Origin of the sequence: Enterobacter cloacae subsp. cloacae ATCC 13047 (assembly GCF_000025565.1) — a bacterium.
Taxonomy (GTDB): domain Bacteria; phylum Pseudomonadota; class Gammaproteobacteria; order Enterobacterales; family Enterobacteriaceae; genus Enterobacter; species Enterobacter cloacae.
The window spans coordinates 709,197-727,546 of the sequence record NC_014121.1 but is presented as its reverse complement, the minus strand read 5'-3'; the positions used below and the strand labels follow the sequence as shown (position 1 = coordinate 727,546).

Annotated in this window: 17 protein-coding genes; 7 read left to right on the top strand and 10 right to left on the bottom strand. The window is 59.3% G+C overall.

What is annotated here, in order from left to right; genetic code table 11:
- Window positions 1-48: 48 nt before the first annotated feature.
- From ECL_RS03525 to ECL_RS03515, 3 genes are read right to left on the bottom strand one after another with little or no spacing between them, the layout of a single operon-like run.
- Entirely contained in the window at window positions 49-744 is a 696-nt protein-coding gene (locus ECL_RS03525) for an ArsR/SmtB family transcription factor (protein ID WP_013095431.1), read from the bottom strand.
- Entirely contained in the window at window positions 716-1,114 is a 399-nt protein-coding gene (locus ECL_RS03520) for an amino acid-binding protein (protein WP_013095430.1), read from the bottom strand. The genes ECL_RS03525 and ECL_RS03520 overlap by 29 nt, the downstream gene beginning before the upstream one ends.
- Entirely contained in the window at window positions 1,107-1,430 is a 324-nt protein-coding gene (locus ECL_RS03515; RefSeq protein WP_013095429.1) for an antibiotic biosynthesis monooxygenase family protein, read from the bottom strand. Before ECL_RS03515 ends, ECL_RS03520 begins: the two co-directional genes overlap by 8 nt.
- 214 nt (window positions 1,431-1,644) lie before the next feature.
- Between ECL_RS03515 and ECL_RS03510 the strand changes: the two genes are divergently transcribed.
- Both ECL_RS03510 and ECL_RS03505 read left to right on the top strand, forming a co-directional pair.
- On the top strand, window positions 1,645-1,914 hold the full coding sequence (locus ECL_RS03510) for a type II toxin-antitoxin system TacA family antitoxin (RefSeq protein WP_013095428.1): 270 nt from the start codon (window positions 1,645-1,647) through the stop codon (window positions 1,912-1,914).
- A 12-nt stretch (window positions 1,915-1,926) separates the two neighbouring features.
- Window positions 1,927-2,439, top strand: a complete 513-nt coding sequence (locus ECL_RS03505) for a GNAT family N-acetyltransferase (RefSeq protein ID WP_201745556.1) — start codon at window positions 1,927-1,929, stop codon at window positions 2,437-2,439.
- A gap of 49 nt (window positions 2,440-2,488) precedes the next feature.
- Here the strand turns inward: ECL_RS03505 and ECL_RS03500 are convergent, their stop codons facing one another.
- Window positions 2,489-3,904 carry an aldehyde dehydrogenase family protein gene (locus ECL_RS03500; RefSeq protein WP_013095426.1) on the bottom strand — a complete coding sequence of 472 codons (1,416 nt, stop codon included), beginning with the start codon at window positions 3,902-3,904 and terminating at the stop codon, window positions 2,489-2,491.
- Window positions 3,905-4,004: 100 nt separating this feature from the next.
- On the opposite strand from ECL_RS03500, the gene ECL_RS03495 reads away from it, so the two are divergent.
- Window positions 4,005-4,907, top strand: a complete 903-nt coding sequence (locus tag ECL_RS03495; RefSeq protein WP_013095425.1) for a LysR family transcriptional regulator — start codon at window positions 4,005-4,007, stop codon at window positions 4,905-4,907.
- Here the strand turns inward: ECL_RS03495 and ECL_RS03490 are convergent.
- The gene (locus ECL_RS03490) at window positions 4,894-5,373 is read right to left on the bottom strand and encodes a carboxymuconolactone decarboxylase family protein (RefSeq protein WP_013095424.1); all 480 of its coding nucleotides are present in this window, start codon (window positions 5,371-5,373) and stop codon (window positions 4,894-4,896) included. The two genes, ECL_RS03495 and ECL_RS03490, sit on opposite strands and share 14 nt — an antisense overlap.
- A gap of 102 nt (window positions 5,374-5,475) precedes the next feature.
- Here ECL_RS03490 and pdxR point away from each other — a divergent pair, with 102 nt between their 5' ends.
- Entirely contained in the window at window positions 5,476-6,864 is a 1,389-nt protein-coding gene (gene pdxR, locus ECL_RS03485; protein ID WP_013095423.1) for a MocR-like pyridoxine biosynthesis transcription factor PdxR, read from the top strand.
- 86 nt (window positions 6,865-6,950) lie between these two features.
- Here pdxR and ECL_RS03480 read toward each other — a convergent pair whose 3' ends face one another.
- Window positions 6,951-7,112, bottom strand: a complete 162-nt coding sequence (locus ECL_RS03480; protein WP_013095422.1) for a DUF1127 domain-containing protein — start codon at window positions 7,110-7,112, stop codon at window positions 6,951-6,953.
- A gap of 176 nt (window positions 7,113-7,288) precedes the next feature.
- Here ECL_RS03480 and ECL_RS03475 point away from each other — a divergent pair, with 176 nt between their 5' ends.
- Complete coding sequence (locus ECL_RS03475) at window positions 7,289-8,707, top strand: aminotransferase-like domain-containing protein (RefSeq protein WP_013095421.1); 1,419 nt, start codon at window positions 7,289-7,291, stop codon at window positions 8,705-8,707.
- 100 nt (window positions 8,708-8,807) lie between these two features.
- Here ECL_RS03475 and ECL_RS03470 read toward each other — a convergent pair whose 3' ends face one another.
- The 3 genes from ECL_RS03470 to ECL_RS03460 all read right to left on the bottom strand — a co-directional run bounded on the left by ECL_RS03470 (window position 8,808) and on the right by ECL_RS03460 (window position 11,496).
- Window positions 8,808-9,929 (bottom strand): ribosomal protein uL16 3-hydroxylase, encoded by a 1,122-nt coding sequence (locus tag ECL_RS03470; RefSeq protein WP_013095420.1) that lies wholly within the window; start codon window positions 9,927-9,929, stop codon window positions 8,808-8,810.
- A gap of 136 nt (window positions 9,930-10,065) precedes the next feature.
- Window positions 10,066-10,662: an ATP-dependent Clp protease proteolytic subunit gene (locus ECL_RS03465; protein ID WP_013095419.1), complete on the bottom strand. Its 597-nt coding sequence runs from the start codon at window positions 10,660-10,662 to the stop codon at window positions 10,066-10,068.
- Between the two features lie 63 nt (window positions 10,663-10,725).
- Window positions 10,726-11,496, bottom strand: coding sequence for a DeoR/GlpR family DNA-binding transcription regulator (locus tag ECL_RS03460; protein ID WP_013095418.1), 771 nt, complete (start codon window positions 11,494-11,496; stop codon window positions 10,726-10,728).
- Between the two features lie 81 nt (window positions 11,497-11,577).
- On the opposite strand from ECL_RS03460, the gene ECL_RS03455 reads away from it, so the two are divergent.
- Window positions 11,578-11,964, top strand: coding sequence for a glyoxalase/bleomycin resistance/extradiol dioxygenase family protein (locus ECL_RS03455; RefSeq protein WP_013095417.1), 387 nt, complete (start codon window positions 11,578-11,580; stop codon window positions 11,962-11,964).
- 179 nt (window positions 11,965-12,143) lie between these two features.
- Entirely contained in the window at window positions 12,144-12,761 is a 618-nt protein-coding gene (locus tag ECL_RS03450; protein ID WP_023620669.1) for a response regulator transcription factor, read from the top strand.
- Window positions 12,762-12,764: 3 nt separating this feature from the next.
- Here ECL_RS03450 and ECL_RS03445 read toward each other — a convergent pair whose 3' ends face one another.
- A complete protein-coding gene (locus ECL_RS03445; protein WP_013095415.1) occupies window positions 12,765-18,347 on the bottom strand; it encodes a trifunctional serine/threonine-protein kinase/ATP-binding protein/sensor histidine kinase in 5,583 nt (1,860 codons plus the stop codon).
- Between the last annotated feature and the right edge of the window lie 3 nt (window positions 18,348-18,350).

Below are 18,350 nucleotides of genomic sequence, written 5' to 3'. Positions count from 1 at the left end.
CTCCCTTAAGGGAGAGGGTTGGGGTGAGGGCACAGCCCGCAGCGGAGTTTAGCGGCTAAAATGTCGGGTAATGGCGCCCTTCCCCGAAGCCGTAAGCACCACTTCCCGATACCCCGCTACCCGCTGGATCCAGCCCTTGCTTTCCAGATGCATGAGCAGCGCCGCACCGGCTTCACCGCCCAGATGAAACCGCCGCTCGCTCCAGTCCAGACAGGCGCAACAGGCCTTTCGCCGGGGATGGGTGCTTAACGGGATACCGAGTTTCAGAAACTGCTCCCGGCCATACAGCGTCAATACTGAACCGTCTGGCTCCAGCCAACTTTCGGCTTGCATGAAATCGTAGATCTGCACCGCCACCGCGCCCGCCAGATGGTCGTAGCAGGTGCGGGCTTCACGCAGGGCTTTTGGCGCGCTGGTTTCCGGCGGAGAAATGCGGTGCCACGACAGCCCCATCATCTGCTCCACCAGCTCCGCTACGTCATGCCCTGCCAGGCGATAATAGCGATGGCGCCCCTGCGACAGGCAAGTAATGAGCTTTCCGTCCAGCAGTCGCGCAAGGTGCCCGCTGGCGGTAGACGGCGCCACATCCGCCGCCGTACTCAGCTCGGTGGCCGTCCACGCCCGCCCGTCCATCAGCGCACAAAGCATTTTCACGCGCGACGGATCGGCCATTGCGGCTGCTACTGCGGCAATGGCCTGCTCCAGCGCTGCGCTGTTATCTGGCGGTAAGCTCGTCTTTAACATAGGTTGCCCAGGGTTCGGTGATTGCTGCGGCCAGCTTATCATTATCCGTCAGCAGAATGAGGTGATTCGCGTGGTCGCTGTACTGGGTAAAAATAGACACCCCGCGAGCCGCCAGTGCAGCAGCTATCTCCCCCAGTTCGCCGGGGCGTTCCTGCCTCAGTTTTCTGATGATGGGCTGACGAACCGCTTTCAGGTTAAATCCGGCCTCAAGCAGAACATGGCGGGCTTTTTCGCCGTCTTCCACCAGAAAATGCGCCTCAACGCCGAATACGCCACCGCCTTCCAGTCCAATCCCCTTACTGCCCAACAGCTGACCAAAGCGTGCCAGTTCACCCGGCATATCGTTAAAAATCACATGAACATCATACATCCGCGTGCCCTCCGTTTTCGGCGCTGTATTCCCGCACCAGCTGTGCCACCCGAATGCGGTAGTACGTAAAAATCGACTCCCGCCCCTCGGCCTGCGCGGCCTGATGAAAAACGTTCTGCTTCCAGTTGCGGATAGCCTCTTCGTCCCGCCACCAGGAGAGCGAGAGAATTTTGCCGTCGGTGGTCAGGCTCTGGAAACGTTCGATATCGATAAAACCGTCAATATCCGCCAGCAGGGGTTTAAGTTCGGCCGCGAGCTGCAGGTAGCGCGCCTGATGCGCCGGCGTGGCTTTGGCTTCGAAAATGACTGCGATCATGAAGGTCTCTCCGTTGTGATGGTGTGGAGAGAATGCAGGACAGATGACAAGGATGCTTCGGTATGGAGCGAAGTGTTGTGCCGGATGGTGCTGCGCTCAATTTCCCGTTGAAATCCGACGATGACAGACATATGATTTATGTACGGTAAAATTCCGTACATAATATTATTATGCAACCGGGGCATTAACCCCAGGTCACGATGAAGAGCGAATCATGTCAGCACTAAAGAAACAGCGCATCGATCTACGCTTAACCGAAGACGACAAAAGCCTGATCGAAGAAGCAGCGGCAATGACGAACCAGTCAATTTCACAATTCATGGTAAGTACAGCCTCCGAGCGCGCAGCAGAAGTGATTGAACAGCACCGCCGCCTGATCCTCAACGAGGCATCATGGAACCAGGTGATGGATGCGATCAGTAACCCGCCAACGCCAAATGAACGACTGAAGCGAGCAGCCAGGCGTCTCCAGGATCTGGAGTGATACGTGAATAACATGAAAATAGGGATTTTTTCAGATGACGTTGAGTATGATCTAAGCCATTTCGATTGCGGAGAAGAGAGCCTAAACACCTTTCTGACGGCGCACCTGAAACGCCAGCATCGTGGGAAATTTTTGCGGGGTTACGTTCTTGTCGCATCCGGGGAAAAGCCGCGGGTGTTGGGTTATTACACGCTGTCCGGGAGCTGCTTTGAAAAGGCGTACCTTCCTTCTAAAACCCAGCAGAAGCGAGTGCCTTACAAAAATGTTCCCAGCGTCACGCTGGGCCGCCTGGCGATTGATAAACGCTTCCAGGGGCAAGGATTGGGGGAGTTGCTGGTCACCCATGCTCTGAAAACGGTCTACCTGGCGTCTTTTGCCGTGGGTATCCATGGGATATTCGTAGAAGCGCTGAACGACAGCGCCAAAAACTTTTACCTTAAACTGGGGTTTATCGCCCTTCAGGCAGAGAATGAAAATACTCTCTTCCTGCCGACTAAAACCATCGAAAGACTGTTTGCAGATTAAGTCTGTTACTCACGCCCCGCGAACCGGGCGTGAGTAACACGTAATGGGTTTAACCCACAATCGACTTCGGCTCCATAAACGCCCCAATTCCCCATTCGCCCATCTCGCGTCCCACGCCGGAGTGTTTAAACCCGCCAAACGGGGCTTTTGGCTCATGCGCGAGGGTGTTTACCAGCACGCGCCCGGAAACAATCTGCTGCGCCACGCGACGCGCACGCCCGGTGTCACGCCCCAGCACCATCGCGCTCAGGCCGTACTCGGTATCGTTGGCAATCGCGACAGCCTCCGCCTCGTCCTGATAAGGAATAATGCACAGCACCGGGCCAAAAATTTCCTCACGCGCGATGGTCATCTGGTTGTTCACATCAGTAAACAGCGTCGGGCGCACAAACCAGCCGTCCCGCGTCCCGTCCGGTCGCCCTTCGCCGCCCGCCAGCAGTCGCGCGCCTTCGTCGAGCCCTTTGCGAATATATCCCTGCACCCGCAGCCACTGCTTTTCGCTGACCATCGGGCCAATCTCTGTCGCGCTTTCGCGCGGGTCGCCGGATTTCACCGCCGTCACCGCCTGCGCCAGGGCGGTTTCCATCTCGGCCTTGCGCGACTGCGGCACCAGAATACGCGTGCCGGCCACGCACGCCTGCCCGCTGTTCATAAACCCGGCCTGAATCACCAGCGGGATCGCCCGTGCAAGATCGACATCATCCAGCAAAATCGTCGGCGATTTACCGCCTAACTCCAGCGTGACGCGCTTAAAACCCTCCGCCGCGTTATGCAGGATCGCTTTGCCGGTATTCGTCGACCCCGTAAACGAGATTTTCGCCACGTCCGGGTGGCGGCTAATGGTCTCCCCCACCGTCTCGCCGCGCCCGGTGATGATATTAAACACGCCCGCTGGCAATGCGGCATCACGCAGCGCCTCGGTGATGATCTGCGTTTGCAGAGCACTCATTTCGCTGGGTTTGATCACCGCCGTGCAGCCCGCCGCGAGCGCCGCCGCCAGTTTGCCGCAGATAAACCCCGCATCGCTGTTCCACGGCGTGATCAGACCCGCTACGCCTAGCGGCGTCATCTGCACCGATGCCGCCCCCGCTGAAAATGCGAATTCAAACGCCTCCAGGGCCTCAATCGCCTGGGCTATGACATCGGTCGGATAACTGGCCATCCACGCCGAACGTGCGGCCGGTGCGCCGTACTCTTCGATTATCGCCTCCAGCAGTTCGTCATGACGGGCGGCAACAGCGGCATGCATACGTGTTAACGCAGCAATCCGTTCCTGTTTTGTGGTTTGCGACCACGCCGGAAACGCCACTTTGGCGGCCGCAATGGCGCGTTCAGCGTCGACCTCATCTGCCAGACGCACCTGCCCTATGACCTGTGCCGTCGCCGGGTTGTATAAATCAAAACGCTCGGTGCCGTGCGGGGTAACAAATTCGCCGTTGATAAAAATCTGTTCGATGTGGTGCATATAAACCTCCTCAGGCTGTGTGGACACAGTCTGGCACGACTACTCCGTTGCGATAATCCACGCTATGCTGCAAGGGTTGTTTCGATTTTCAGGATAATCTATGCATCGTTCAGGTTTGACAGAGCTGGAAGTGGTGATGGCGGTGGTACGACGCGGCAGCTTTCGCGGTGCCGCCCAGGAGCTGGGCATGTCTGCCACGGCGGTGAGTAACGCCATCGCCGGGCTGGAGAGCCGCCTCGAGACGCGTCTTTTTAACCGCACTACCCGCAGCGTGGCGCTCACCGACGCCGGGCAGCGTTATGTGGCGCGCATCGGTCCGGCGCTGCAGGAAATTCGTCAGGCCGGGGAAGAGATCCACAGCGACACCGGCGAACCCGCAGGCACCCTGCGCCTGAACGTGCCGAACAATATTGGCTCCCTGTTTCTGGACCAGCTGCTGATCGACTTTATGATCCGCTACCCGAAAATGCGCGTGGAAACGGTGAGCGAGGCGCGAATGATCGATATCGTCGCCGAAGGCTACGACGCCGGGATCCGCCTTGAAGAGGCGGTGCCGCAGGATATGATCGCCGTACCGCTGACCGGAGAGATCCGCCAGCTCGTGACCGCCACACCGGACTATTTTGCCCGCCACGGTGTCCCGCAAACGCCGGAGGATCTGCTGTTGCATCAGGGGATCGGGATGCGCATGGCCCACGGTGGGATCTACCGCTGGGAGCTGGCCCGTCGGGGAGTCCAGTATGCGCTGGCCGTGCCGCCGCGTTTTGCGACATCCGATCTTTTTGCCTCGATCCGCGCGGTCAAAGCAGGGCTGGGGATTGGCTTTTTACCGGAACTCTATATCCGTGACGAGCTGAAAAGCGGGGAACTGCTGAGCGTGTTAAACGACTGGACGCAGCCGTTTGCCGGGCTGCGTCTTTACTATCCAGGCCATCGCCACGTCCCGCCGGGGTTGCGGGCGCTGGTGGCGATGATCCGCGAGCGCGGGATTATTCCAGGTTAGCCTTGTTCAGTCCGTAAGCTGCGTCCAGCGAGCCGGGGGCCATGCGCGAGGTAATGCCTAAACGGTTCCAGGCGTTGATCGCCACGATGGCAAAGTTCAGCTCTGAAATCTCCACGTCAGAAAAGTGTTCCGCCACGCTGCGGTACAGCGCGTCGCTCACCCCGTGAACGCCAATCTGGGTCAACGCTTCGGCGAAGGCCAGCGCCGCTTTCTCGCGAGCGCTGAACAGCGGAGATTCGCGCCAGGCCGCCAGGTGGTAAAGGCGCAGTTCGCGCTCCCCGGCAATTTTGGCCTCTTTGGAGTGCATATCCAGACAGAAGGTACAACCGTTCAGCTGGGAAACGCGAATGTCGATCAGGTGCTTCAGCGCCGGGTCGATGGAGGTTTTCGCCACTTCCATGCTCAGGGCGGACAGCGCGTTGGCAAGGGCTGGAGTGACTTTATGGTGGTTTACGCGAGTGCTCATTGTCTTTCCTCTTATTTACACGGTATGTGTCATGCGATGAGGACAATCTACGCGGGTCATGACATAGTAAAAAGATACAAAAACCATAAAATGAGGTAGGACATGAAGCCGGGCTATCACGACATTTACACCCGCTATCGCGACAACATTACGCGCGGCGTGCTGAAGCCTGGCGATAAGGTGCCCGCCATTCGCGTACTGGCCGAAGAGCTCAAGGTGGCGCGCAAAACCGTCGAAACGGCGTATGCTATTTTAATCGGCGAAGGGTACCTGATGAGCCAGGGCGCGCGCGGCACGCGGGTCAATCCCGATCTCTTGCTGCCCGCGACGCCGGCTCCAGCGGATCACACCACCGGTACACTCCCGGCATCGCTTATCAGCCAGCGTGAACGAGCGGGTTTTCTGCGCCCCGGCATTCCCTCCCTCGACAGCTTCCCCTATAAAAAATGGTTACTGCTGGCAGGCCAGGCGACGCGCTCGATGCGCCCGGAAGAGATGCTCAACCCGCCGGTGCTGGGCTGGTATCCCCTGCGCCAGGCTATCGCCCGCTATCTGAATATCTCCCGCGGGCTCTCGTGTACCGCCGAACAGGTGTTGATCACCAGCGGCTACAGCGGCAGTCTGCGCCTGATCCTCGATACGCTCGCCAGCCGCAGCGACAAAGTGGTGTTTGAAGATCCGGGCTATTTTATGGGCCAGCAGCTGCTTAAGCGGATTGTGCCACGTCTGCACACCGTGCCGGTCGATCGATGCGGCATCGACACGGAGTACCTGTTGCACCATCACCGCGACGCCCGTTTTGCTATCGTGACGCCCTCTCACCAGAGCCCCCTGGCGGTAACGCTCTCTCTGCCGCGTAAACAGCAGCTTCTCGACTGGGCGAGCCAGAACGGGGCGTGGATTATTGAAGATGATTACGACGGAGAATTTCACTATACCCGCAAGGTGCTGCCGTCGCTGAAAAGCCTCGATCGCCATGATCGGGTGATCTTTATGGGCACTTTCAGTAAAACCATTATGCCCTCCTTGCGCATGGGCTACATCGTGATGCCCGCCAGCACGGTTGAGGCATTTACCGACTGCGCGGACATCGTCGCCAGCGGCCAGCCGGTATTGACGCAAAAAATCCTCACCACCTTTCTCAACGAGGGCCATTTTTTCCGTCATCTTAAGAAGATGCGCGCGCTGTACCAGACCCGCCGGGAGTGGATGATTGCCGCCCTGCGTGAGGTATATGGCGATCTGTTTTTCACCGAGCAGAACGACGGCGGAATGCATATCGTGGCGTTTCTGGCGAAAGGCAGCAACGATCGGGAGGTGGCGTGCTGCTGGCAAGCGCAGCAGCTGCAGGTGAATGCCCTTTCAGAGTGGTATCGCGGGTCGGGCAAACGTTACGGGCTGGTGATGGGCTATAACAACGTGCGGTCATATCAGGAGGCGGTGGATTTGCTGGAAAGACCGAAGCGGCAGACGCTTGCGCTGTTGAGCTAAACATCGCCCGGTGGCGCTACGCTTACCGGGCCTACGGGATCGAGTAGGCCGGGTAAGGCGCAGCCGCCACCCGGCGGCGACGTGTCTCACACATCATACCGCGACAATCCAACGTCCTTGAGCTGCTCATCGCTCATCTGGCTCAGAATGCGGCGGGTACGGTTGATGCGATACCAGTTGCAGATCGTTTTGCCGATCCAGACGAAGACAATAAACGGACGTTTTGAACGATTCTCATAGAATTCCATGATGCTCTCCTCACCGTGTCAGTGGGGCTATGATCGTGGAAAACGGCTTTAGCAATACAGACTCAAAAACAACTTTTGTTTAACATACAGATCCGCTAAAACGGTATCTGCATGCCGTTTTTTGCGGCAATCTGTACTGGTTTTGTAATCTGTATGGTGACAACAAAGGATACAGCATGACGCGCTACCAACATCTGGCCAATCTACTGGCAGAACGCATTGAACAAGGGCTGTATCGCAGCGGTGAACGTCTGCCGTCGGTACGCGCGCTGAGCCAGGAGCATGGCGTGAGCATCAGCACCATACAGCAGGCCTATCAGATCCTCGAAAACCTGCAGCTCATCACTCCCCAGCCGCGTTCCGGCTATTTTGTGTCTAAGCGCAAGGCCCAGCCGCCGATGCCGGCCATGACGCGCCCGGTGCAGCGCCCGGTGGACGTCACCCAGTGGGATGAGGTGATGATGCTGCTGGATGCCCGCGCCGACAAAGAGATGATCTCCTTTGGCGGCGGTTCGCCAGACGTTAACCAGCCGAGCCTGAAGCCCCTGTGGCGTGAGATGAGCCGCATCGCACAGCACAACCCCGCCGAAATGCTGAGCTATGACGTACTCGACGGGCGCCTTGAGCTGCGCGAGCAGATCGCCCGGCTGATGCTGGACGGGGGCTCCACCGTGGCGGCGAACGAAATTGTGATCACCAACGGCTGCCACGGCGCGCTCTCCATCGCCCTGCTGTCGGTCTGTAAACCAGGAGACATTGTGGCGGTCGAGTCGCCGTCGTTCCACGGCACCATGCAGATGCTGCGCGGGTTTGACATCAAGGCGATAGAAATTCCGACCGATTCGCAAACCGGGATCAGCATTGAGGCTTTAGAGCTGGCGCTGGAGCAGTGGCCCATCAAAGCAGTCATCCTGGTGCCCAACTGCAATAATCCGCTTGGGTTTATCATGCCGGAGTCGCGTAAGAAGCAGGTGCTGGCCCTGGCCCAGCGGCACGATATCGTGATCGTCGAGGATGATATCTACGGCGAGCTGGCGGCGGAATACCCGCGCCCGCGGACCATTCACTCCATGGATATTGATGGCCGCGTGATCCTCTGCAGCTCGTTTACCAAAACCGTGGCGCCAGGGTTACGCGTCGGCTGGATTGTGCCGGGACGCTACTACGACCGGGTGATGCACATGAAATACGCCGCGGGCGGGTTTAACGTGCCGGGCACGCAGATGGCGGTGGCGGCGTTTATCCGCGACGGCCATTATCATCGCCACGTGCGCCGTATGCGCCAGATTTATCAGCAGAATATGGAAACCTATACCTGCTGGGTACGGCAATATTTTCCGGCAGACATATGCGTGACGCGCCCGCAGGGCAGTTTTTTGCTGTGGGTGGAGCTACCGGAGAAGGTCGACATGGTGTGCGTCAGCAAGCAGCTGTGCCGGTTGAAGATCCAGGCGGCGGCCGGGTCGCTGTTTTCCGCCTCCGGGAAGTACCGCAACTGCCTGCGGATTAACGTGGCATTACCGCCGACGGATAAGAATCGCGAGGCATTGAAGAAGATGGGTGAAGCGATTGTGATTGCGATGGAGGAGGGCTAGTGCGGCCTGATGCCCTCACCCCGGCCCTCTCCCACAGGGAGAGGGAGAAAACCGCCGTTGTAGGCCCGGTAAGCGCAGCGCCACCGGGCAACAGGCCGCACTACTCGTCGAAGTACCAGTACCCCTGGTTAATCAGCCCGGTGAGCTCCTCGACAAACGCCGGGTTGTTCAGCGCATCGCCCAGCTCGGCCTGGCCCAGCTCAGTGTAGCGGCACAGCGCGTCCGCCGCCTTCGCGTCGACTGTCTCGAGCTGTTCGCTGTTGATAAAGAAACTGCCGTTGATATTCAGCACGCGCAGGCCGCTCAGGCGAGACAATCTCTCGCCGCCCTGCAGCGCGTCCAGCACCTCCTCGGGCGCATACGGCGGCTCGGCGGCGGCGATATCCAGCTCGTGACGCGGCGTGGAGACAAAGCTGCCGAACCATTTTGTGAAATCATCCGGCTTACCGATCATGTCGATCATCATCTGGCGAATGCGATCGAGCTCGTACTGCTCAATGCGCCCAGGGTGTTCGCGGCAGGTCAGATCCGGATCGCTGTAATGCTCCCCGCCCAGATCGTTTTCCAGCGCGTAATCGGCAAAGCTGCTGATCAGATCGCGGCCGTTTGGCCCCCGGAAACCCACTGAGTAGTTCAGCGCGGTTTCATGAGTGAAGCCGTCGTGCGGGAATCCTGGTGGAATGTAGAGAATATCGCCGGGCGCCAGATCTTCGTCGATGATCGGTTCAAACGGATCCACGTGCAGCAGCGCCGGATGTGGGCAGAACTGACGCATCGGCAGCTTGTCACCCACGCGCCAGCGACGGCTGCCCATCCCCTGAATGATAAAGACATCGTACTGATCGATATGCGGGCCCACGCCGCCGCCCGGCACGGAGAAGGAGATCATGAGATCATCCAGACGCCAGTCCGGCAGCACGCGGAACGGGCGCACCAGCTCCGCCGCCGGCATGTGCCAGTGGTTCACCGCCTGCGCCAGCAGCGACCAGCCGGTTTCACCCAGGCCGTCAAAGTGCTCAAACGGACCATTGCTGGCCTGCCATTTGCCGTTGAAATGGCTCACCAGACGGCTATCGACCTCCGGCTCCATCGCCAGGCCAGCCAGCTCGTCCGGGGTAATCGGGTCGACAAAATTCGGGAAGGCATTTTTCAGCACAACGGGTTTTTTTTGCCAGTATTTCTCAAGAAATTCCGGCCAGTTCAGGTTCAGTTGATACGCCATGGATAGCACCAGTGAGAGGGGAAACAGGCGCGATTATAGGCAAGAAGGCAGAGGGGGAACTTGTCATGGGTCAAACCAGCACGCGTAGGTCGGGTAAGGCGTAGCCGCCACCCGACACGTACACGGCGTTAAAAACTTAATCCAGCTTCAGATCGTCATAATGGGTAATCAGTTTACCCACAATGCCGTAATCCAGCGCTTCGGCCGGAGACATCCAGAAGTTGCGGTCGGTGTCTTTTTTCACTTTTTCCAGCGGCTGGCCGGTGGCGTCGGCGATCAGTTTGTTTACCCGGTCCAGCATGCGGATGATCTCGCGCGCTTCAATCTCAATATCCGTCGCCTGACCGCGCACGCCGCCCAGCGGCTGGTGGATCATAAAGCGGGTGTTTGGCAGCGAGTAGCGATGCTCTTTTTTCGCCGCCAGGAAGATGGTGATCCCGGCGCTTGCCACCCAGCCGGTACCGATCACGTGTACATCCGGGCGGATGAACTTGATGAAGTCGTGAATGGTATCACCGGCTTCCACGTGACCGCCCTGGCTGTTGATGTACAGTTTGATCGGATCGTTGCTCACGCTTTGCAGCAGGATCAGCTGGGTGATGACTTTCTCTGCCAGCGCCTGGTTGATTTCACCGGAGATAACAATCGAGCGGGATTCCAGCAGCTTCTGCTGCAGTGCGCTCTGTGTCCCTTCCGCTTTATCCTTATCGCCGTCTTTCAGTGTGTAGTGCATTGTTATGTCCTCAGCATTTAGCGCTTAAAACCAGAGTGTAGCCTGTTTTACCCGTGAAAGTCCTCAGGCGCACACAATGCGAATGTCCTGGGCCGCAAACGCGTCGACAACGCCCTGTTCCAGCGCCTCTTCTACCACCAGCACATCAATGTCCTGGCACGTCGCCACCACAAAGCGCGCCACGCCGGGAAGTTTGTCTGCCGTCAGAGCCACGATGGTCTGGTTGCTCTGGGCGATAACCGCCTTTTTGAATTCGCAGTCGGCAAAGTCAAAGCCGGTGAGTCCCATCTGCGGATCCATCGCGCAGCCGCCAATAAAGGCCTGATCGAAGATAATGCCCTGGATCTGACCCGCGGCCGTGGCGCCCACCGACCCGCCGGATGCCCGCTGGATCTGCCCGCCGGTGATGATCACCTCGCACAGGGGATGGCGCAGCAGTTCCGTGGCGATGGCCGGTGAGTTGGTCACCACCGTGACGTTGAGATCCGCCGGGAGGGCTTTCGCCAGCGCCAGGTTTGTTGTCCCCGCGTCGATAAAAATGCACCCGCCCGCCTGAACCAGCGTTGCTGCTTTCTGCGCGATTGTGTGCTTTTCTGCACTTATTTTCTGCTCGCGGCTTAAAAAATTACCCGCATCCGGAAGCTGAAGCACCGCGCCGCCGTAGACCTTTTTGCAATAGCCCTCTTTGCTAAGTTCATGTAAATCACGGCGAATAGTGTGCTCGGATACGTTCATCTGGCTCGCCAGCTCGGTACAGACCACCCTTCCGCTCTTCTGAAGGATCTGGCGGATCCGCGCTTGTCGCTGTTCAGGAAAAGCTGCATAATCGAGCATTGAAAGTCCTTTAAAAATTCTAATCGAGTATCAATGCGCATAATGTTGCATAACCGCGCAACACAAACAACGAGGGTTACAATGAATATTGCACATGTCGCACTCTGGACCCGCAGCCTTAAGGTCCAGGTTCAGTTCTGGGAAACGGTGTTTAATGGCCGCAGCAACGCGCGCTACGTCAGTAAAAATCGTCCGGGTTTTGAATCCCATTTTATTACCCTGGACGAGGGGCCGACGATTGAGCTGATGACCATTCCGGACCTGCCCGACGCGCCTGCCCACCCTGAATTTATCGGCTGGGCGCATATCGCCATCAACGTCGGCGGAAAAGCACAGGTGGACAGCATGGCGGCACAGGCCAGGGCAAACGGCACGCTGCTTAGCGCCCCGCGTATGACCGGGGACGGCTTCTATGAAGCGGTAATCGCGGACCCGGACGGCAATCGCATTGAGCTTGTCGGTGCATAAAAACAGCGTTTCGTTCCTTCACCGCCCCTGCTCCGGCTCGCTATACTTCATATGGTTATCATATTGTTAAATGATAATGATATTTAATGTGTTAAGATGAAAGTCAGCATAAACAGTCTCTTACGTAACCGAAGGGACGGTTTGCATCCTCGACATTTAAATCAGCACCGGGGCGGTGAATGGAACACATTGTGTATGTGGTTGATGACGATGACGCCGTCAGGCAGTCCGTGACCGGGCTACTGGAATCGGCAGACCTGAACGCTATCGGCTTTTCATCGGCAGAAGCATTTCTTCAGCACCGCTTCGAGGATCTGCCTTCGTGCGTGATCCTCGATATGCAAATGCCCACCATCTCCGGTTTTGAGGTGGCTGATGCCCTCAGGGACAGCGGGCGTGAGATCCCGATTATTTTCCTCACCGGCCACGGCACCATCCCGATGTCGGTTCGCGCCATCAAAGGCGGGGCCTATGAGTTTCTGACCAAACCGGTTGAATCCGCCGCGCTTATCGACGCCATTGAATCCGCACTCCGGCTGGCGGAAAACAACGCCGTGCGTAACAAAGAGCACTACGCCCTGAAGCAGCGCCATATGTCTCTTACCCCGCGCGAACATGAAGTGCTCCAGCTGGCGATAAGCGGCCTGCTGAACAAGCAGATCGCCGCCGAGCTTGGGGTGAGCGAAATCACGGTGAAAGTCCATCGCCGCCGCGTGATGGAGAAGATGCAGGTGCGCTCCGTGGCAGAGCTGGTCAGGGTCGTGGAACGCCTGAGCAAAAGTCTGCCAACGGAATAGCCGTTACCCTTCCTGTGCCGCAAGCGGCAGCGTAAAGGCAAAGACGGTGCCGTGCGGCTCCCGGCGGCGCGCGCTCAGTTTCCCGCAGTGCCGCTCAATGATGCTGGCGCTGATGGTCAGCCCCATCCCCATGCCCTGCGCTTTGGTGGAATAGAACGAGTCAAAAATCTTCTCCAGCCGCTCAGGCTCTATGCCGCTGCCGGTATCGGCTATCTCCACCAGCACTCTCCCTTCTGCATTGCTGGTGCTGATGGTGATGGTGCAAGAGCGATCTTTCACCTCGGCCATCGCCTCTACCGCATTCATCACCAGGTTGAGCAGTACCTGCTGGATCTGCACGCTGTCGCCGGTGATAAAGCTGTCATGCGCCTGCAAAAGGTAATCGACGCTAATGTGTCGCTGCTCAAGCTCGCTGCGCGACAGCGCGATGATATGGTGGACCAGGTAGTGCAGATCGATGCGTGAGAAGGTCGGATCCTGCTTGCGCGTCAGGGACTGAATGCTGCGGATGATCTCCCCCGCCCGCGCCCCTTCAGCGGCGATCTCCTCCAGCCCTTCACGCACTTTATCCAGCCGGGCTGGCTCCCGGTTGAGCCAGCGCAGGCTCGCCCCGGCGTTGGAGACGATCGACATCAGCGGCTGGTTGATCTCATGGGCAATGGAAGAGGTCAATTGCCCAACGGTGGTCGCCCGGGAAACGCGCGCCAGATCCGCCTGCGCCACCCGCATCGCATCTTCCGCCGCCCGCTGGCTGGTAATGTCGGTGATGATGCCGTAATACTCGTTCACCTCGCTGCCCACGCCCACCGGATCGCCAATCCCGAGAATATAGCGGGTTGAGCCATCGGTACGGTTAATGCGGAACTCCGCCCGCATGGAGAGCCCTTCGCGTACGCTTTGGGTGACGATGGTACTGATCCGGGCGTAATCATCCTGATGCACAAAGGTCAAAAACTCCGCCATGGAGATCTTCTTTTGCTGTTCAGGCAGGCCGAGGATACGGGCGTACTCTTCGGAGATAAACATCAGATCCTGCTCCAGCTCCCAGCGCCAGCTGCCGGTGTGGCTGATCTGCTCGCCCAGCATCAGCGAGGTCTGGCTGGATCGCAGCTCTTTCTCCACGCGACGACGCTGGATGTTTTCCGCCAGCAGCTCGGCATACAGGCGCGCCGTCTCCAGCGAGACCGCCGCCTGCGCCCCCAGCAGGCTCACCACGCGGGAGTGCTCGGCGGTAAAGACCTCCGGCATCAGGCGATTTTCCAGGTAGAGCACGCCCACCAGACGCGCCTGTTTGAACATCGGGACGCACATCACGGCCGCCCCCGAGGTCACGAGATAAGGATCCTGACTGAAGGGGTGGAACTCTTCCGGCTTGCCGGTGCGGATCTCCTGTCCGGTGCGGATCACCGCCGCCAGCACCGACAGCGGCATATCGGTCGCCATCGGGACCTCTTTCAGGATCCGCACCCGCACGCCGTCGGTACTGGTCCACGCGCTGGCCTCGATCTCCGGGATATGGTTGTCGCTCACGCGCAGCAGCAGACCGCGCTGCGCCCCGGCCCGTTCAAGCAGCAGCGTCATCAGGTTTTCGATCAACCGCTCAAGGTTAATTTCTTCAGACAGCGCGCGTGACGCCTTGATCACGCTTTGCAGATCGCGAATCACTTCATTCTGCGCGAAAGCCACCGTGTCGTACGCGCTGGCCTGGGCGGAGCTCAGAAGATGCGGGAAATCCTGCTCAAGCTGGCGCGCTTTTGCCTGTGCACCGGCGCGGCCCCAGGCGGCGATCGCCCCGCGGAAGTGGGCGTCCGAGGCGGTCGGATAGCCGCAGGCAAGGGCAAAGCGCCCTGCCAGCTCGTGGGCCAGCGCGTTCAGCGGATTAAAACCGCCCTCCCGCGAGAGGCGCACCGCTTTCTCATACTGCTCAAGCGCAATGCTGTTCATCCCGTCCAGACGCACGATTTCGGCGTAAATCAGCGCCTCTTTGTCGGCAAACGTGCCCGGATTAATCCGCGCCCAGAGGGCGATTTTGTCGTAGTGGGCGTGAATGCTGCGACGGTGATTCGCCGAGAAGGTCTCCGGCGTCAGCTGTCTGGAAAGCGACAGGGCGCTGTAGAGATGGTAATCCAGCAGGTGAATGTGGCCAGGCGCAGACCACGCGAACCAGCCCGCCTGCTCCAGCTCCGCCTGCGCGGCGGCATACTCCCCGCAGGTAAAGTGCGCCATCCCACGGTACAGCCAGTACCAGAACAGCATGGTCGAGGTCTGCTCCGGGGCCTGCTCAGGCGCCGCTGGCAGCATCGCTTCAGGGAGTACCTGCGCGGCGCTCCAGGTGCCGATGACCGGCGTACGCAGAAACTCAACGTAGCCGCGCTGGAGCATCAAAATCGTTTCGATGTCCTGGAAGTGGGTTTTACGGACAAAGGCCAGACCGCGATCGATGCTGGTCAGCACCCCGTCCAGATGATCGCCCCGCGAGAGGAAGTTGATCACCTGATGGCAGGCCGCAAAGCAGGCCACCGTCATATCACCGTGAGTGACGGCGGCGGTAAAGCAGGCCTTAGCGCACTCGATGGTGAACGACAGCGGCTGGGTCCAGACGCTGAGCTGATCGAGCGGCAGCAGGGTTTTGGCTTCAAAGGCATCGTAGCCGTGACGGTTTACCAGCTCGCGGGCCAGCGTGCCGTACTGGAAACCAAGGCGATACTCGGCGTAGCGTTGGCCAATCAACACCCCAAACCAGGCCATCGCCGTGGTGGAGGCGCCGGTGATACCGTGGTCGAGGGTCAGGTGCATCATGCGACAAAGCAGCAAAAAGTGCAGGCGCGGACAGATAAAACTGGCGCAAATGCTGGCGCTATACAGCAGGTTCATCACCGCTTCGGTTTGCGGGTTGTCCATTTGCGAGAGCTGGACAAATTGCTGTTGCGGCGCGTCACCCACTCGGTTGCAGAAGTGTTTCCAGGCTTCGTCGCACTCACTGTCTTCCGGGTAGTGGCTGATCTGGATACCAAAAATCCCCAGCCAGCACAGCGCCGCCTCCAGCGCCAGACGGCTGTCGGACTGGCGAATGTAGACTTCCACCAGCAGGTTAGCCGCCAGCGCTTTTTCAGTCAGCCCGCCGGGGCAGCCGAGGATCGCGTCACAGAGCTCGCGGGTTCGCTCCAGGTGGCCGAGCGCAAATTCACAGCCCGCCTCTTCGATGTCGAGCATAAAGTCAGACACCGTCCCGGCATTGCCCAGCGCTCTGGAGGTCTGAATGTAGCTCAGGGCCGAATGATAATCGCCGGTGCGCTTCGCCCGCCGTGCGGCCAGCAGGCTGAGCTCGCGGAACATCTGGCGCTGCGGCGCAGGCTGAATGCTGTCCAGCGCGGCCGTCACGTGATGCACGGCGCGGAACAGCAGTTCGTTCCCCGCCGCCTGACGCGCGGCCTCGGCCAGCAGGCTGGCGGTGGTCAGGTGCAGGTGGCTCCTCTCACGCTGATCCAGCAGCGCGAAGGCTGCCTCCTGCACCCTGTCGTGGGTAAAGGCATACGCTTTTTCCGTCAACACAATCAGTTGCGCCATCACCGCCGGGTGGAGCGCATAACGGATTTCCGCCACCGACATCCCGACCACGCGGCACAGCATCTCCAGCTCGCCCGTGCCGCCAAGACAGGCAATGCTGCCCAGCAGACGACGCGTCTCGTCGGGCATCTCTTCGAGCTTTTCCAGCACCAGGGTGACGACATTTTCGGTGTAATGCCGGGCGCGGATCGCCTGCAGATCGTACTGCCATTTGTCCTGATACTTGTTATGCACCACCAGCCCGTCATCAACAATGCGGCGGAAAAACTCATGCACGAACAGCGGGTTGCCGCCGGTTTTCTCGTGGATAAGCGTGGCGAGGTCGGTTGTTGTGGCGCTGCGCACGCGAAACAGCGTGCCCAGCCAGCGTGCTACCGCCTTCACCGTCAGCGGCTGCGGGATAATCTCGATGGCGTGTTGCGCCGACGCCGGCAGGCTCGCGAGCTGCTGCTGTAGCGCGGGATCGGATAACGAGGCGATGTCCCGGTGCGCCACCACCAGCAATAGCGGAATGGCACCGCAGGTCGCCAGCAGGTGCTTCAACGTTTGCAGGCTGGCGGCGTCGCTCCACTGCAGATCGTCAAGCAGCAAGACCAGCGGACAGCCCTGCGAGGCAAAGGTTTTAACCAGCGCCAGCACCATATGGCTGAAGCGGGCCCGGGCATCAATGGAAAATGTATCTGCCGAGAAGCGAGGTTTACTCTCCAGCAGCAACCCCAGCTCGGGCACCAGGCTGACAGCCAGCTCTTCATATCCTTCCAGGGCGCGCGCGAGGCGGATTTTCCACTTCGCCACCTCTTCCGCAGGCAGCCCGAGCAGGTGCAGCGTCAGGGTGCGAAACGCCGAGCTTAATACGCCGTAGGGTAACGTCGGCGAAAACTGATCGACCTTGCCCACCGCCAGCAGCACCCTGCGCTGTTGCAACGTTTTTAACGCCGTGGCGATAATCGAGGATTTACCGATCCCCGACGGCCCGCCGATCGTCACCAGCTCCGGCACAATGTTTTGCCCCACCCGCTCAAACGCGGCGATGACGTCGTTTGCCTGCGGATGCGCCGCAAACAGGGAGTCCGCCAGATGGATCGCCGGCGTCCGGTCCTGCTGGCCTGGCGTAAAGGCGACGATCTCGCCTTCGGAGGTTAACGTCGCCTGACAGCGTCGAAGATCGGCAATCAGCCCGTCGACGGTCTGGTAGCGGTTATCGGGTTGCTTCTCCAGCAGCTTGAGGATGATGGTCGACAGCATGTCGGGCACATCCGGACGCAACACGGCGGGAGAGAGCGGCTCAGACGCAATGTGGTAATGCGCCCAGTTGGTCTGCTCGTTCTCGCCCAGCTCAAACGGCAGGCGTCCGGTCAGGAGCTCATAAAGCACAATGCCGAGACTGTAGAGATCGCTGCGGCAATCGACGGCCCGCTGTGTGCGGGTGGTGTGCTCCGGGGACATATAGGCGGGCGTACCGCCAGAGACGGCCAGCCGGGTCTGGGAAAAGGCCCCGGAGATACTGCATGAGAGGCCAAAGCTGCCCAGACGGCAGGTTGAATCGTGATGAACAAAGATATTGCCGGGCTTGATATCGCCGTGGATCAGGTTCTGCAGGTGCATCTGACGCAGCGGCGTGCAGATCTGGATCGCCAGCTCGATAAACCGGGCGATCCCCGAGATCGCCCTGCCCGCGCGTCGCGCCAGCAGCTCAAACGAAAATGGCGCGTACACCAGTGCAAAACGCCCCCGGTACTGGGTGGAGGCCACGGCGCGAATGGCCCAGCTGTCCTGAAGGTGATCGCGCAACGCAAACTCATTTTTGAGCAGCCGGGTGGCCCGCTCTTCCTCTTCGTCGCTGACCGCGGTGGCAATGATAAAGGAGCCGCCAGAATGGGGATGTCGGGCGTTCATCCAGGAGATCCCGCCCTCCTGCGCCAGCACGGTAAAAATGACATCCTCTTTAAGGACAAAAACCCGCCCATCATGGAGATTTCCCTGGGCGGGCCAGAATGCAGGCAGCTCGTTTTCGTTCATCCG

Excerpts from the sequence above, each read along its gene's own strand:
- ECL_RS03525 (WP_013095431.1), bottom strand. The coding sequence starts at position 744 with ATGTTAAAGACGAGCTTACCGCCAGATAACAGCGCAGCGCTGGAGCAG.
- ECL_RS03520 (WP_013095430.1), bottom strand. The coding sequence starts at position 1,114 with ATGTATGATGTTCATGTGATTTTTAACGATATGCCGGGTGAACTGGCA.
- ECL_RS03515 (WP_013095429.1), bottom strand. The coding sequence starts at position 1,430 with ATGATCGCAGTCATTTTCGAAGCCAAAGCCACGCCGGCGCATCAGGCG.
- ECL_RS03510 (WP_013095428.1), top strand. The coding sequence starts at position 1,645 with ATGTCAGCACTAAAGAAACAGCGCATCGATCTACGCTTAACCGAAGAC.
- ECL_RS03505 (WP_201745556.1), top strand. The coding sequence starts at position 1,927 with ATGAAAATAGGGATTTTTTCAGATGACGTTGAGTATGATCTAAGCCAT.
- ECL_RS03500 (WP_013095426.1), bottom strand. The coding sequence starts at position 3,904 with ATGCACCACATCGAACAGATTTTTATCAACGGCGAATTTGTTACCCCG.
- ECL_RS03495 (WP_013095425.1), top strand. The coding sequence starts at position 4,005 with ATGCATCGTTCAGGTTTGACAGAGCTGGAAGTGGTGATGGCGGTGGTA.
- ECL_RS03490 (WP_013095424.1), bottom strand. The coding sequence starts at position 5,373 with ATGAGCACTCGCGTAAACCACCATAAAGTCACTCCAGCCCTTGCCAAC.
- pdxR (WP_013095423.1), top strand. The coding sequence starts at position 5,476 with ATGAAGCCGGGCTATCACGACATTTACACCCGCTATCGCGACAACATT.
- ECL_RS03480 (WP_013095422.1), bottom strand. The coding sequence starts at position 7,112 with ATGGAATTCTATGAGAATCGTTCAAAACGTCCGTTTATTGTCTTCGTC.
- ECL_RS03475 (WP_013095421.1), top strand. The coding sequence starts at position 7,289 with ATGACGCGCTACCAACATCTGGCCAATCTACTGGCAGAACGCATTGAA.
- ECL_RS03470 (WP_013095420.1), bottom strand. The coding sequence starts at position 9,929 with ATGGCGTATCAACTGAACCTGAACTGGCCGGAATTTCTTGAGAAATAC.
- ECL_RS03465 (WP_013095419.1), bottom strand. The coding sequence starts at position 10,662 with ATGCACTACACACTGAAAGACGGCGATAAGGATAAAGCGGAAGGGACA.
- ECL_RS03460 (WP_013095418.1), bottom strand. The coding sequence starts at position 11,496 with ATGCTCGATTATGCAGCTTTTCCTGAACAGCGACAAGCGCGGATCCGC.
- ECL_RS03455 (WP_013095417.1), top strand. The coding sequence starts at position 11,578 with ATGAATATTGCACATGTCGCACTCTGGACCCGCAGCCTTAAGGTCCAG.
- ECL_RS03450 (WP_023620669.1), top strand. The coding sequence starts at position 12,144 with ATGGAACACATTGTGTATGTGGTTGATGACGATGACGCCGTCAGGCAG.
- ECL_RS03445 (WP_013095415.1), bottom strand. The coding sequence starts at position 18,347 with ATGAACGAAAACGAGCTGCCTGCATTCTGGCCCGCCCAGGGAAATCTC.